This window comes from Bradyrhizobium sp. BRP56 (assembly GCF_020194035.1).
GTDB lineage: Bacteria > Pseudomonadota > Alphaproteobacteria > Rhizobiales > Xanthobacteraceae > Bradyrhizobium > Bradyrhizobium australafricanum.
Genome location: NZ_JADYVV010000116.1, coordinates 1 through 13,749, shown reverse-complemented (window position 1 = coordinate 13,749; position 13,749 = coordinate 1). Strand labels below are relative to the sequence as shown.

The window sequence follows — 13,749 nt, the reverse complement described above, 5'->3', positions numbered from 1 at the left end:
ACCTTCGCCTTGAATGCCGGAGAATGCGTCCGGCGGCTCTTCTTCGTCATCTTCGCTCCTGATTCGCAGCAAGAATCCTCGCCGCTGTCAGGCAGAAAATCCACTCAAGCTACTGTCCGAATTTGCGGGGCCAGCTCTCTCGACGATGGTTGCGTTGAGTTGGACACCAATCCCGTCGAAAATCAAATCAGGCCGCTGACTCTGACGCGTAAAAATAGTTTATTTGCTGGTCACGACGAAGGTGGTCGTTCATGGGCGCGCATAGCTTCGCTCATCGCCACCTGCAAAATCAACAGCGTGGAGCCCTACGTCTGGATGAAAGCGACGCTCAAAGCGATCGCAACCGGTCACCCGCAGTCCCGGATCGACGAGCTGGTCGTTCGGCCGCACCTCGTAATTCTCCGTCGTTGCCGCCTCCATACCCCCCGCCAACGATTTGCAAACACGTTGATCAACAGACTGCAATCCCCACGCCAAACCTTTGCGAATGGGACGCGAACGTCGCTTACGGTTCTTCAGCGTCTGATGCCAGCGCTCGATCTTTCCCTGGGTCTGAGGATGGTACGGAGCGCCGCGCACGTGCTGCATGCCCTTCTGGTCGAGCCACTCGGACAGATCATCCGCCACGTAACTCGAACCATTGTCGCTGAGAAGCCTTGGCCGGTGCGCGACGGCGCCGTCGTCTTGTCCTTGATCTCGTTCGCGGCCTTGATCACCACATAGACCGGGCTGGTGATGAGGTCATGCGCCTTCAGCAGCCGATAGACCGACGCCTCGGATACAAAGTACTTTCGTTCGTCGGTGAACCGCACGGCCAGCTCGCGTGGCGACAGCTCAGGTAACTCCAGCGCCAGGTCGATGATCTAGCCCCGCACATCGTCCGGGATGCGGTTCCAGACCCGGTCTGGTCGAGACCGATGATCGGCCAGAGCGGCGATGCCGCCCTCGCGGTAACGATCATGCTAGCGATAGAATGTGGCGCGCGGGATCCCGAGCTTGTCCAGCGTGCGCTTGGCCGGAGGTGCGATTGCTCGACCAAATGGATGAATCTCGGCCTTCTCTGAGGCGGGATACCTCATGCCTCGTCCTCCCCATCTCCGTTCATACTTTTTTTGAGCAGACGGTTCTCCAGCGTCAGATCGGCGACGGCCTCCTTCAAGGCGCCGGCCTCCCGGCGGAGGTCCTTCACCTCGCCGGAGGTCGCAGCTCGTGCCGTGTCGCCGGCCAGGCGGCGCTTGCCGGCCTCGAGAAACTCCTTGGACCAGCCGTAATAGATCGAGGCGGCAATGCCTTCTCGGCGACAAAGCTCGGAGATGTTCTCCTCGCCGCGCAATCCTTCTAGTACCCGGAATCAGAGCTGAGTGATACGGCGGCCTTTGAAACGGCGTTGACGGACCTTTTTCTTGGTCCAGACGAAGGGCTCGGCTCTGTCGTTGTATGCGTTGACGTAGGCATCGATGTGTTCCTGAAGCTGCTTGAGGCTCGTGAAGGAGGTGCCGCTGAGCGACTGCCCCTGCAAGGGAAAACCATACTTCGACCTGATTGAGCCATGACGCACTTGTCGGCGTGAAATGAAATTGCACGTTGGGGTGGGCCTTGAGCCAGTCCTCGTTCTTTTTATGGGTGTTGAGGTTGTCGAGGATGACGTGAAGCTTGCGGTTCGGAAAAGCCGCGGTGACGCTGTTCATGAAATCGAGAAACTCGACGCGGCGCCGGCGTTTTGAATGGGTCGCGATGATCTTTCCGGTGGCGACTTCGAGCGCCGCAAACAATGTTGTGGTGCCATGCCGCTTGTAATCGTGGCTTTGGCCGGTCAAGGCGCGGCCATTGGGCAACTTCAGATAACCCTGCGCTCGCTCCAAAGCCTGGATCGAGGGCTTCTCGTCCACGCACAGCACAATGGCCTTCGCCGGCGGCGCGACATAGAGGCCGACAACATCGGCGGCTTTGGCCGTAAAGTTCGGGTCGTTGCTCTCGCACCAGGACTTGCGAGCCACCAGGTCAATCTTGTGGCTGCGCAGGAACCGCCAGACATATTGGACATCGACATCGCCCAGCGCCTCGGCCAGCAGGGGGCCGGTCCAGCGCGCAAACCCTTGCGGTGGCGGCTTATCCAGCAGCTTCAGAATCCGCTTGTCGGTCGTCTTCGTATAGATCGGCTGCTTGCCAGGCCGCGGCTTGTCTTGCAGCCCTTCAAGGCCATGGTCGGCATAGCGATGCCGCCAAAGGCTGACAATCCGCGGCTGGACCCCAACTTCCTTGGCGATCGACCGGGTGCTGCGCCCATCCGCCGCCAACAGAACTATCCGCGCCCGCTTCAAATCGCGCTGCAACGTCACCGGTGAGCGACAGCACGCCTCAAGCACCTTGCGATCTTTCCTCGAAAGGTGGACTTCTCTTGCTTCGGGTATCATCCCGACCTTGAATCACGACTCACGTTCCAAGAAAAGTGGGTACTAGTATTCACTCGCGTCCGGCTGGTGACACAATGTCGGCAACCCGACTCTGCGTCTCGTGCTGCGCAGAAGAGACGCATCATCCTATTGTCATTGAAGCTTAACTACACAGAGTCTCTGGTGGCACATCAATTGCTAGTCCAGACTTTGCCCGGGGATCAGTTCCGGTCCACGCGCTGGGGAGAATCAGCTATGACGAACAAGATGCTAGGCCGATCTGCGCAAGCTCGCGTCGCCACCGGAAGACGTCCGGTGGTCGAGATACCGTCCTCATCACAAGATCAACAAGGAGTTGTTCATGCTGACAACCCCGGAGGCGCGGGTTTGCGCACCTCATCACGGCCTATCGCGCACGGCCTGCGGCCGCACACCGCGGTCATGAATTTCATCGAGGGCGCGCGCGCCATTACCGAGAGTGAGCTGCAAGCCAACAACATCACGCAGTATCACGCCACAAATTTTTATCGCGATCAGATCACCAACAGTGGCTACTACGACCAGCTTAAATACATTGTAGAGCCCACAATTGCTGAGTTCAAGAGTCCCGGAAGTCTTGACACCAGCGGCGAGCATGACAATACCGTCGTGCCCGGGCTTCAGCACAAATACGCGCAGACCGGTCTGCTGCTGGTAACGGACCGTTGCGCGTCCTATTGCCGTTACTGCTTTCGCAAACGCATCGTCGGCAAGGACTCCGATGAGATCGCGCCCGATTTCGCCCGGGTCGCGCAGTATATCGCCGGCCATCCTGAGATGACGAACGTGCTGCTATCTGGAGGCGACCCGTTCGTGCTCAGCACCGCTAAGCTCGGCAAGATTCTTGATCATCTGCTACCGATCCCGCACTTGGAGTCAATTCGATTCGGCACAAAAATAGTCGCCTTCGCACCCAGGCGGTTTGAGGATCCCGCACTCCCGGCGTTGTTCCGGCGGATCAGTGAAGCGGGAAAGACCGCAGTGATCGTCGCGCATTTCGACCACATCGGCGAGATCTCGGTCGATGCGGAGCGCAACATTCGCGCGCTACGCGCACAGGGCGTGCAGTTTCTGAATCAGTCCGTGCTTCTGGCGAAAGTCAACGACGATCCCGAAATCTTGGCGGCGACCTTTGCAAAGTGTCACCAAATGGGCGTCCGCCCTTATTATCTTTTTCAAGGCAGGCCGGTGAAAGGCGCATCGCACTTTCAGGTCTCGCTGCGGCGCGGTATAGAGATCGCGCGCGGCATCAACCGACGTCTCAGCGGTATCCAGAAGACGTTCAAATACATCATGTCCCATTACACGGGGAAGATCGAGGTTCTCGACCTTGGTGCCGATGGCCGCGTGTATATGCGATATCATCAAAACAAGATTCCCGAAGAACTCGGAAAGGTCTTTTCCCGGCGGCACGTCGAGGGCGCCTGCTGGTTGGACGATTTGCCCGAAGGCTGAGATCGAAATGCGCGCGATGCTGATGCCCAACTTGGAGCGCGTGGAGCTCGACGGCCCTGCCGCTTCCGTAGGGCAGCGCCACGAGGCTGTGGTGACGGCTTTCCCGAACGCTACCGAAGCCGGGGTGGAAATCCTGCGCGCCGGCGGAAACGCGATCGACGCCGCTGTGGCCGCCGCCTGGGCGCTTTGCGTGTGCGAACCCAGTGCATCGGGTCTGGGCGGGCAGACCGTGTTGCTCGTCCGTTTTGCGGATGATCGAATTCGGATCATCGACGGACATTCCCGTGCGCCCGCAGCCGCTTCGCTCGACACGATCAAAGCGGGCCAGCAGCGGCGCGGGTATCGCTCCTGCACGATTCCATCGACTCCCGCGACGCTGGACTGGGCGCACAGGAAATACGGCGTGCTCAGCCGCGAAACTGTGATGGCGCCAGCGATCCGCATTGCGGAAGAAGGCTATCCGATCACGCCATTGCAGCACCGACAAGCCCGATGGGTGGCCGATGATCTGCGAGCATCGCCGGCCGGTGAGCTGTTTCTCCAAGACGGTCTGCCACCGGAAATCGGCCACATGTTTCGACAACCGGAGCTCGCGGGCACGCTTCGCCGGTTGGCCGATTTCGGCACCGAGGACTTCTATCACGGCGGAATTGCCCGGCAGATCGCAGCCGATATGCGAGCGGCCGGCGGTCTCATCACCGAAGAAGATCTAGCAAGCTGCGGTCCGCCCGCACAGGTGGAGCCGGTTTCGACGTCCTATCGCGGCCATCGGATTCTCAGCATCCCGCCGCCTAGCGGCGGACTGCAACTCTTGTTTGCACTTAACATCATCGCGCAGATATCAGCGACAAACTCGGAGTCATCCGACGATAGCTGGCACGAAGCGATCGCGCTCGCGTCATCCGCCGTCTTTCGCGAGCGGGAGCTCCGCCCGTTGCTGCCCGATGATCTCATTCCGCAATCGCGTCAAGGGCGGTTGAGCGAAGATTACGCGCGGCAAGTCGCAGATAGCATCCTGGCGCCGCAAAGTACCAAAGAGCTCGCGACCGACAGTGCCGAAGAACCGGGCGATACGACCCATCTTTCGGTCTGCGATCGAGATGGCATCATTGTAGTGCTGACACAGTCTATCCAATCGGTGTTCGGCGCCAAGGTGGCACACCGGGATCTGGGTTTCCTCTACAACAATTATCTGTGCACGTGTCCCCGCCTTTCTCACCCCTATGAGCTCGGACCAGGTTGTCGACCGCGCTCGAACATGGCCCCAACGCTGGTGTTACAGGGCGCCACCGGCCGCCCGCTCCTGGCACTGGGCGCCGCCGGCAGTCGACGGATCATTTCGGCAATTCTCCATGTCCTAAGTGGAGTCATCGACTTGGGCTTGGATATCACGGACGCTGTGGCGGCGCCTCGCGTACATGGACTGGTCGGTCGCAAAGTCTGGATCGAGCGGCCGGCAGCCAGCAATGCCCTGTTGGCAAGATTGCGCGCCCGTAACCGCATCCCAATCGTCAAATCACGACTCAATTTTGCGATGGGTTCGGTCAACGCGCTCCAACTCATGACTGACGGAAGCGCGAAAGGCGCTGCCGATCCCCGGCGTGATGGCCTGGTGGAGGTGCTCTCTTGAGTGAAACGTGCAGAAATAAGAATGCCTCGGCGGACGCCGCGCCAAAGACCGATTGGTTGCTCGTGGGCCTCTTTGTCCTGCCGCTCGGCGTAGCGCTCGCCAAACTGCCGATGCTATCGACTTCGTCCATCAGTGCGAGTTTTGTTTCGCTCACAGAGTTACCGGCCCAGTTCCACAAGTCAGCCGAGAGCGTGGTGTTCGTCTCCTTGGGAGCTGTCTTCGTCGTACTCTTTCGCCTCACTCTTGGCGTCAGGGTGCTGGGGCTTCTTCGGCCGATCTTGTTGGCGATGGCTTTCGATACCGTCAGCATCCCGATCAGCCTTGCCTTCCTGCTGTTCGTACTCCTCGTCGTTGTCGCCTTGCGGCCGCTGCTCAAGACAGACCACAGTTACGCGCGAGTGGCTGTGCTGTTGAGCTTGGCGGCAGCGCTGCTGTTTGCGCCTTTGACCGCGGGGGAATGGTGGCATATCGCCTGGCTTCGTGAGATTGCGTTCTTTCCGGTTATCGCCTTGTGTTTGACCTGCGAAAGCTTCGCAAAAGTGCTCGACCAAAATGGAGTCCGTGAAGCGATCTGGCGCGCCTTCACGACGGTGTTGGCCGCCCTCATCATCGTGGCTCTATCGAGTTTGCCAGGCACGTTGGAACTCTTCCTGCGATTCCCGGAACTGCTGTTGGTGCAGGCCGGGTGCATTTTGCTAATCAACAAGTATCTCGATTTCCGCTTGTTGGAAGGAGTGAACCCGCTCGTCGCCTGGCCTTGGGGCGCGGGCACTCCAGGCGAGCCGTCCCTCTCGATCTGCCAAATCCAGGCGAATGAACGTGAAAGCCGGCAACATACAGGGAGCAGCTCATGCGGGTAGCCGTCGTGTGGAACGATGATCATAGGGGCGTGATCAACCACTTCGGTCAACCTTGCCCGGAGAAATACGGCCGCAAGACGGTCGAAAGCGTGGTGGCGGCACTGCAAGAGGGTAACCACGACACGCTGCTGTGCGAAGGTGATAAAGGACTGCTCGCGACGCTTGAGCGGTTCATGCCACCCGATTCGCAAGCCCGCCCTTCAGGGATCGTTTTCAACATGGCGTACGGAATTCAGGGCGAGTGCCGCTACACGCACGTTCCGGCCATGCTCGAGATGGCTGGCGTTCCGTACACCGGCTCCAGCCCGCTCGGGCACGCACTGGCGCTCGACAAGGCCATTACCAAACAGCTCATCCGCGATTGCGGCGTGCCGACGCCGAACTTTCGTGTGATGCGTAGGGGCACCGAGAGTACCGGCGATCTGTGCTTCCCGTTGGTAGTAAAGCCGCGTCATGAATCCACGAGCTTCGGATTGCAGCTCGTATATGAGCCCGCCCAGTTGAGACAGGCCGTAGAAGTGATCGTCACGCAATATGCGCAGGATGCACTCGTAGAAGAATACATCGAAGGGCGGGAGATCTGCGTTGCCCTGCTGGGAAACGGAGAGCTTGAGGCGTTGCCTCTGGTGGAGCAGGACTTCGGCGAGCGCGAGACGCGTCTTATCACTTGGGAAGACAAGATGCACATGGCGGTCGTGGAGCCCCAGAAGATTTGCCCGGCGCAGGTCGGGAGCAATCTCGCGACAATACTGCGGGATATTTCGGTTGCGACCTTCCGCGCCTGCCGCTGCCGGGATTACGCCCGCGTCGACATCCGGATCGACCGCTCCGGGCACCCCTTTGTCCTGGAGATCAACTCGATGGCCGCACTCGGTATCGGCGCGTCTTATGTCCTGGCCGCGAAAGCCGCCGGGTACACCTTCTCGAGTTTGGTCAACGGTATCCTCGACGTCGCCCACGCGCGGTATTTCGGAACTGGCATTTCCCAGGCCGAACAACCGTCAAATCGCGAGCGGATTTATTATGCCGCTGGGTAGTGTGTTGAGAGCTGTCACTTTTTGTCGATCGTATGGTTCGGCGGAGCAACAATAGCGATGTTTGCACAGGCAAATGGAGGGCGGTTTTCCTGCCGGACTCGAAACTGATGATGCAGACGATCGCTGAAGCTGTGCGCTCGGGTTGTTGGTGCCGGCACTTCCGGAGGGATGGGCGGAAACGGCTTGCGTGCGCGAAAGGACCTGGCGGGAAATGCGGCGACATATGCAGACCGCGATAACGACCGGTACCGACTGCCTCGTTATCTTAGCTTTACAGTTGGTGCGCCGGGAGACTGGCAAGGTGCATGGCTCGGATGTTTCAGGAGTCGTCATCTTTCGCAAGACGCTGCGACGAGATCAGCTCCTCAAATTCTTCGCTAGCCGCCCGTGAAGAATTCGGAAGCGATTGATACGTCGCGATGATTTAACCTGAGCAAGTATTCGATTTTGCAAGAAAGCCGGGGGGAGGGTCGGTTTCTTGCGTTTTGGGATACCGGATTTTGGTGGATCGTGATTCCTTTGACGGCAAGATTCGCTGTTGGAGAACGGGCCGTGAGTCAGCCGCGCGACGATCGCCAGGACGACCTATTTCGGGCTTCTCTGGATGCGATCATCAACCTTCGTCATCCGCTGGTGCGGCTTGCGGCGGAGATTGATTGGGATTTTCTGGCGAAGCGCTTCAGCTCGGTGTGTCGCACCGGGCCGGGCCAGCCGCCGCTGCCAACGAGGCTCGTGGCCGGGCTGTTCATCCTCAAACATATGCACAATCTGTCTGACGAAGCGCTGTGCGGGCGGTGCTTGGAATGGATGCCGTCGGCCCAGATGTAGATGTAGCGCTTCGCCGACAGATCGCGCTTCTGCCACGCGGCGTGCTCGTCAATCCGACGTCCTGCAGCCGGCCGATCGCGGATGCCGACAACCCGCCAGCATCGTTGCCGAGCAGCGCCGGCAGCGCCTCGGAGAAGTCGCCGGTCGAGATCCCTTTCAGGTAAAGGATCGGCAGCAGTGTCTCGATCGACTTGGAGTGGCGCATGTTGGCCGCAGCATCGACGGAGAGAACCGGCGCCCAGGTAGCGGCCGCCTCGCGAGCGCGTACACGCGGCCGGCGGACGGCGACCGGACCGATGCCGGCCATCACCTCGCGCTCCGGCAGGTGACCGTGGCGCGCGATGCGCTGGTGGCCGTCCGCGGTCTTCAAATCGGCATGCTGGCCGAGAAAGTCTGCGACTTTGGCCTCGACCGCCTTGGCGAGAAGGCACGTGCCCCGTTGCGCAAGACTTCTGTGAGTTGATCGTCAACGATTCCTGGCTGAATCGGCTGGATGACGTTATCGTTGGACACGGCATATCGCTCCTTCGGTGGAGAAGTGGAGGCGTCAAGCCCCCCCACGGGGTGCCGCCTTTGCGATTCCGCCGTCACCAACTTTCAGCGATAGCTCTCTTGCGCTTCCCGCGCACCGGCCGGTTCAATTCCAGAGGTGGCGCTACCTCACACCGATCTCATCCACCGCGTCCGCCAGCGTCCTCAGAAACGATTGGTGCCAATCATTTTCATCAGACAGCAGCCAAGCCGGTAGGCTGGCTACGTAGCGGCTCAGGGCGATTACGCCCGCAAGCGTAGTAGGCTTGGAGTGGATGAGCACGTCTGCATACTCCTCGAGAGCCAACCCTCTTTCCTCGCTGATCGCGTCGGCGGCATCAAACTCGGGACCTGCGACAAGTTTCGAGGATACCGATGCCGCGGCGGCGTGCTGCGCGGAAAGCTCGCGGTGACGCTCAATCACATCAAAAATCGTATCTAATTCAGTCGCCATGGCGCATTTGCCCCAGGCCACATCAGATCGGCACCAACCAATCTTGGTAGGTGCTTCCAGTCGTTCTCAGCGATACTGTCTGGTAGCGCCCTTGGAATTGAGCCTCTCGGGGAGGTGGTCGGTCTCGCTAATCCAAGGGCGAAGGCTGGCCACCGAAGTTTGCAGCGCGTGGTGGGGACAGCGCTTCCGGAGCCGTGAGCGCCGAGTCACCGCCGCCAACTTCACTGGCAGCGTGGGCGCGGCAGGAACAGCGGCGGGTTTTCACTCTCCACGGCGTCGAGTCATGTCCGCGTGCCTCCAAGTCCGCGTGTGCGCCGCAGAGTGGAGCAACCATGATGCCCACATTTATTGCCTCGTACGATCTAAAAGAGGCTAGGCCAGACCCGCACGAACACTTTCTTACAAATGCGATCGAGTACGGCTGGTTTCCCTGGATTCTGGACCATGACGACACTCTATTTACTCTTCCGAACACCACCTTGGAGGGTTCGTTTGTCGACCAAACGCAAGCGGTCGCAGCACTCAACGCAGCAAGGATAGAGACGGAAAAAGAGCTTGGGATCACGGTCATGATGGAAAAATGGATCGTTTCCCTCGGATGCGTTTTCGTTCTGCGAGGATCGCCTCGGCCCTGCCGAAGTAGGCATCGGCTGCTGTGAGGTTGTCGATGCTCTCATGATAACGGACGTGATTGTAGTGTTCGACGAAGGCCCGTACCTGACGTTCGAGATCACCGGGCAGGTAGTAGTTGTCGAGCAGGATGCGGTTCTTCAGCGTCTGATGCCAGCGCTCGATCTTTCCGCTCGATCTTTCCCTGGGTCATGGTACGGAGCGCCGCGCACATGCTGCATGCCCTTCTGGTCGAGCCACTTGGCCAGATCGTCCGCCACGTAACTCGAACCATTGTCGCTGAGAAGCCTTGGCCGGTGCGCGACGGCGATGTGGTCAAGGCCGGATACAGCGAGTGCCTGGTCGAGGGTGGCTGTGACGTCGGAAGCGCACATGGTGGGACCAAGCCTCCAGGCCACGATGTAGCGCGAGAAGTCGTCAAGCACGGTCGAGAGATAGTACCACCCCCATCCGGTGATCTTGAGGTAGGTGAAGTCGGTCTGCCAGAGCTGACTGACGGCCGTCGTCTTGTCCTTGAACTCGTTCGCGGCCTTGATCACCACATAGGCCGGGCTGGTGATGAGGTCATGCGCCAGAGCTGGCCCCGGTTGTTTGGACAGCGCCCCGCTGGATTTAAGTGGATTCCTGCCGGGTTATGCTGAACGCGAGGCTTTACGGTTTTGTCGTTGCGTCGGGAGGGCGTAGCCCGACCAGAGCGACGACAAAATCGTCGGCGACGGTCATGCGGCCATCACCATAGCTTGCGTGCCGAAGTAAGCCTCGTCGGGCGTGCGCCCGTCAAGGCTCGAGTGAGGGCGTCCCTGATTGTAGAAGGCCAGATACTTGGCAATTGACGCTAGCGCCTCGGACACGCTGTCGTAGGCGCGGAGATAAACTTCTTCGTATTTGACCGTGCGCCAGAGCCGCTCGACAAACACGTTGTCGCGCCAGGCGCCCTTGCCGTCCATGCTGATGGCGATCTTCGCGTCCAGCTGCGGATTTCACGGATCGTGAGCATCGATTTCGCGCGATCGTGAGCACTGAATTCAGACGATCGTGAGCAGCCCGCTACGGCCGATGGGAGATAGAGTCAGTGTTCTGGTTGGCCGTCAAGGGTGATGGTTTTGGCGCTGCGTTTTCGCATGCTTTCTCCGGTGAGCTGGAGGCGGTGGGCGTTGTGGACGAGGCGATCGAGAATGGCGTCGGCGACCGTGGGGTCCCCAATGGCTCCATGCCAGGTGTCCACGGGGAGCTGACTTGTGACGATGGTGGATGCGCGGCCATGTCGGTCCTCGAGGATTTCGAGCAGATCGCGGCGTTCCGCGGCGGTGAGCACCGATAGTCCCCAATCATCCAAAATCAGAAGCTGAGCGCGGCCGAGGCTTTTGAGGAGCCGGGCGTAACGTCCGTCTCCGCGCGCGAGCGCGAGCGCCTCGAACAGCCTTGGAACGCGATGATAGAGGACTGATCGGTTGTCGCGGCAGGCCTTGTGGCCGAGCGCGCAGGCTAACCAACTTTTGCCCAGGCCGGTTGCCCCGGTGACGAGCAAATTCTCGTGGCGATCGATCCAGCGACCTTCGACGAGTTTGGCGAAAACGGCGCGGTCGATGCCCCGCGGGGTGCGCAGATCGACGTCCTCGACGCAAGCAGTCTGGCGCAGTGCGGCGATCTTGAGGCGCGTGGTGAGCCGCCTGGTGTCGCGTTCGGCGGCTTCGCGGTCGACCAACAGGCCGATGCGATCTTCGAACGGCAGGGCTTCGAGATCGGGCGATCGGCGCTGCTCCTCGAAGGCCTTGGCCATTCCGGTCAGGCCAAGCTCGATCAGCCGTTCGTGGGTTGGGTGGTTAAGCATGCCGGGTCTCTCCTTGCTTCAGTGGAAGTAGTCGCGTCCGCGGATGTTGCCGTGGCGCAGGGGCTGGTGCTCGAAAGATTCGTCGAAGAACGTGCGATCGAGGCCGTTCTGGAGGATCGATCTAATCGAGGCGACGGAGCGCGCCTTGATGAGGATGCCCCTCCGGCAGGCTGCGTCGAGGCGTTCGGCGCCGTAGCTTTTGACGAGCGCCAGAATGCCAAGGCAGGTTCGAAAGCCTTGTTCTGGATGGGGCCGGGCGTCGATCACGGCCTGGAAAAACGCTGCTGTCGAAGGACCGATCCGCTCGCCGGCGGCGATCACCGCGGCGGGGGTCCATTCGCCGTAGCGGCGATGGGCGCTGGGCATGTGGTCGGCGATGGTGGTGTGTCCGCGTCGGTTGGGCGCGCGGGCATGGCTGGCGATCCGCTGGCCCTTGTGGAAGATCTCGACCGTCCGATCGTCGATACGGGCATCGACCAGCTCGCCAATCAGACGATACGGCGCGGAGTACCAATGGCCGTCGACCTCGACATGATAATCGGGAGCGAGGCGGCAGCGCTTCCAGCGTGCGAAGGCATAAGGCTGATCTGGCAGCGGGGTTAGCTTGGGTTTGTCGAGTTCGGCAAACAGTTCGGCGCGGCTTGAGCCGAAGCCACGCATTTGACGAGCATTGAGTTCGTCGACGAGTGTCTTGATGGCGGCGTTGAGCTCGGCCCGGGAAAAGAAGCGCTGATTGCGCAGCCGGGCCAGAATCCAGCGCTGGGCGATTTGCACCGCGACCTCGACCTTCGCCTTGTCTTTTGGGCGCCGCGGCCGTGCGGCGAGAATGGCCGTGCCGTAATGGCTCGCCATCTCGGCATAAGTGCGATTGAGGCCGGGATCGTAGCGGTCGGGGTTGCTGACGGCGGCTTTGAGGTTGTCGCAGACCACGAACGTCGGCGCACCGCTCAAAAACGTGAACAAGTTGACGTGGGCCCGGATCCAGTCGGCCAAGCTCTCGCTGGGGCAGGCCTCGGCGTAGGTGTAGTTCGAAGCGCCCATCGCCGCGACGAACAGCTTCATCGGCTGCACTTCCCCGGTCAGGGGATCGACGATGTCGATGGTGTCGCCGGCGAAATCCACGAACACCTTCTCGCCGCCCAGATGAATCTGCCGCATCGAAGGTCGGACCCGCCCCTTCCAGGCCTCGTAGGTAGTGCAGAACCACGTGTACCCGAAACCGTCGGGATTAACGGCGCGATACTCCTCCCAGAGCAGGCGACGGGTTACGTTGCGCCGGCGGAGCTCCTTATCGATGTAGCTCCAGTCGGGCACCGGCCGCTGCGGGCTCTGAGACGCTGGTCGTGGGGCTGGGAAAAGCAAAAGCTCCAGGTCTTCATCGGTCATTCCCTCCGGAAGCGGCCAGCTCAACCCAGCAGAGCGGGCGCGGCTCAGGTAGCTGTGCACAACGCCGTTGCTGACGCCCACGCTCCGCGCGATGGCCCGCTCTGGCAGGCCTTGAAAATGTTCTAACCGAAGGACTTCCTTGATCCGGCGCATCGACAATCTCTGGGTAGGCATTGGGCTTCCTCGTTAACCACGAGGTCATCCCTAAGCCGGTTGAGTTGTCGGCCGAAGCGCTGCAAGGCTCCGAAAGCCTTGCTCACGATCCCGCGAAATCGTTGCTCACGATCGTCTGAAATCTCTGCTCACGATCCCCTGAAATCCGCGCTCACGATCCCGCGAAACGCGCACGTCCAGCAGCACATCGGTGAACTCGAGGCTGGTGAACTGGCTGCCCTGATCCGTGTTGAAAATCTCGGGCCTGCCGTGCTTCGCCAGCGCCTCCTGGACCGCTTCGACGCAGAAGGCCGCCTCCATTGTGATCGAGACGCGATGGGCCAGGACCCGTCGGCTGAACACATCGACGACCGCCGCGAGATAGACGAAGCCACCCGCATCGGAATGTAGGTGATGTCCATTGCCCACGCATGGTCGGGCCGCTCGATCTTCAATCCGCGCAACAGGTACGGGTAGATCTTGTGACCCGGAGCCGGCTTGCTCGTGTTCGGGCGACGATAG

Annotated in this window: 8 protein-coding genes and 8 pseudogenes; 7 read left to right on the top strand and 9 right to left on the bottom strand. The window is 60.4% G+C overall.

Annotation, left to right across the window (positions count from 1 at the left end; translation table 11 throughout):
• Positions 1-351, top strand: a pseudogene (locus I6F38_RS41925) (transposase); the annotation flags it as partial.
• A 156-nt stretch (positions 352-507) separates the two neighbouring features.
• Here the strand turns inward: I6F38_RS41925 and I6F38_RS41920 are convergent.
• Positions 508-1,345: pseudogene (locus tag I6F38_RS41920) on the bottom strand (helix-turn-helix domain-containing protein); the annotation flags it as partial.
• Positions 1,346-1,351: 6 nt separating this feature from the next.
• A pseudogene (locus I6F38_RS41915) lies at positions 1,352-2,414 on the bottom strand (IS630-like element ISRj1 family transposase).
• A gap of 234 nt (positions 2,415-2,648) precedes the next feature.
• Between I6F38_RS41915 and I6F38_RS41910 the strand changes: the two are divergent.
• The 5 genes and pseudogenes from I6F38_RS41910 to I6F38_RS41890 all read left to right on the top strand — a co-directional run.
• The gene (locus I6F38_RS41910; RefSeq protein ID WP_223153794.1) at positions 2,649-3,887 is read left to right on the top strand and encodes a lysine 2,3-aminomutase; all 1,239 of its coding nucleotides are present in this window, start codon (positions 2,649-2,651) and stop codon (positions 3,885-3,887) included.
• A gap of 7 nt (positions 3,888-3,894) precedes the next feature.
• Positions 3,895-5,517, top strand: a complete 1,623-nt coding sequence (locus I6F38_RS41905) for a gamma-glutamyltransferase (RefSeq protein ID WP_014498635.1) — start codon at positions 3,895-3,897, stop codon at positions 5,515-5,517.
• On the top strand, positions 5,514-6,377 hold the full coding sequence (locus I6F38_RS41900; RefSeq protein ID WP_014498636.1) for a 7TM domain-containing protein: 864 nt from the start codon (positions 5,514-5,516) through the stop codon (positions 6,375-6,377). Before I6F38_RS41905 ends, I6F38_RS41900 begins: the two co-directional genes overlap by 4 nt.
• A complete protein-coding gene (locus I6F38_RS41895; protein WP_011090946.1) occupies positions 6,368-7,414 on the top strand; it encodes an ATP-grasp domain-containing protein in 1,047 nt (348 codons plus the stop codon). Before I6F38_RS41900 ends, I6F38_RS41895 begins: the two co-directional genes overlap by 10 nt.
• Positions 7,415-7,966: 552 nt before the next feature.
• Positions 7,967-8,218, top strand: a pseudogene (locus I6F38_RS41890) (IS5/IS1182 family transposase); the annotation flags it as partial.
• On the opposite strand, the pseudogene I6F38_RS41885 reads toward I6F38_RS41890, so the two are convergent.
• Together I6F38_RS41885 and I6F38_RS41880 are read right to left on the bottom strand one after the other, a co-directional pair.
• Positions 8,206-8,803, bottom strand: a pseudogene (locus I6F38_RS41885) (transposase); the annotation flags it as partial. The pseudogenes I6F38_RS41890 and I6F38_RS41885 sit on opposite strands and share 13 nt — an antisense overlap.
• A gap of 94 nt (positions 8,804-8,897) precedes the next feature.
• The gene (locus tag I6F38_RS41880) at positions 8,898-9,227 is read right to left on the bottom strand and encodes a hypothetical protein (protein ID WP_016848551.1); all 330 of its coding nucleotides are present in this window, start codon (positions 9,225-9,227) and stop codon (positions 8,898-8,900) included.
• A 332-nt stretch (positions 9,228-9,559) separates the two neighbouring features.
• Here I6F38_RS41880 and I6F38_RS41875 point away from each other — a divergent pair, with 332 nt between their 5' ends.
• A complete protein-coding gene (locus tag I6F38_RS41875) occupies positions 9,560-9,886 on the top strand; it encodes a hypothetical protein (RefSeq protein ID WP_162130962.1) in 327 nt (108 codons plus the stop codon).
• On the opposite strand, the pseudogene I6F38_RS41870 reads toward I6F38_RS41875, so the two are convergent.
• From I6F38_RS41870 to I6F38_RS41850, 5 genes and pseudogenes are all read right to left on the bottom strand, one after another.
• Positions 9,795-10,429: pseudogene (locus I6F38_RS41870) on the bottom strand (DDE-type integrase/transposase/recombinase); the annotation flags it as partial. The gene I6F38_RS41875 and the pseudogene I6F38_RS41870 sit on opposite strands and share 92 nt — an antisense overlap.
• A gap of 147 nt (positions 10,430-10,576) precedes the next feature.
• Positions 10,577-10,816, bottom strand: a pseudogene (locus I6F38_RS41865) (integrase core domain-containing protein); the annotation flags it as partial.
• Positions 10,817-10,926: 110 nt separating this feature from the next.
• Complete coding sequence (gene istB, locus I6F38_RS41860) at positions 10,927-11,688, bottom strand: IS21-like element ISFK1 family helper ATPase IstB (RefSeq protein ID WP_011090937.1); 762 nt, start codon at positions 11,686-11,688, stop codon at positions 10,927-10,929.
• An 18-nt stretch (positions 11,689-11,706) separates the two neighbouring features.
• Positions 11,707-13,248 carry an IS21-like element ISFK1 family transposase gene (istA, locus tag I6F38_RS41855; protein ID WP_011090936.1) on the bottom strand — a complete coding sequence of 514 codons (1,542 nt, stop codon included), beginning with the start codon at positions 13,246-13,248 and terminating at the stop codon, positions 11,707-11,709.
• A 156-nt stretch (positions 13,249-13,404) separates the two neighbouring features.
• Positions 13,405-13,749, bottom strand: a pseudogene (locus I6F38_RS41850) (DDE-type integrase/transposase/recombinase); the annotation flags it as partial.

Excerpts from the sequence above, each read along its gene's own strand:
- I6F38_RS41910 (WP_223153794.1), top strand. The coding sequence starts at position 2,649 with ATGACGAACAAGATGCTAGGCCGATCTGCGCAAGCTCGCGTCGCCACC.
- I6F38_RS41905 (WP_014498635.1), top strand. The coding sequence starts at position 3,895 with ATGCGCGCGATGCTGATGCCCAACTTGGAGCGCGTGGAGCTCGACGGC.
- I6F38_RS41895 (WP_011090946.1), top strand. The coding sequence starts at position 6,368 with ATGCGGGTAGCCGTCGTGTGGAACGATGATCATAGGGGCGTGATCAAC.
- I6F38_RS41880 (WP_016848551.1), bottom strand. The coding sequence starts at position 9,227 with ATGGCGACTGAATTAGATACGATTTTTGATGTGATTGAGCGTCACCGC.
- I6F38_RS41875 (WP_162130962.1), top strand. The coding sequence starts at position 9,560 with ATGATGCCCACATTTATTGCCTCGTACGATCTAAAAGAGGCTAGGCCA.
- istB (WP_011090937.1), bottom strand. The coding sequence starts at position 11,688 with ATGCTTAACCACCCAACCCACGAACGGCTGATCGAGCTTGGCCTGACC.
- istA (WP_011090936.1), bottom strand. The coding sequence starts at position 13,248 with ATGCCTACCCAGAGATTGTCGATGCGCCGGATCAAGGAAGTCCTTCGG.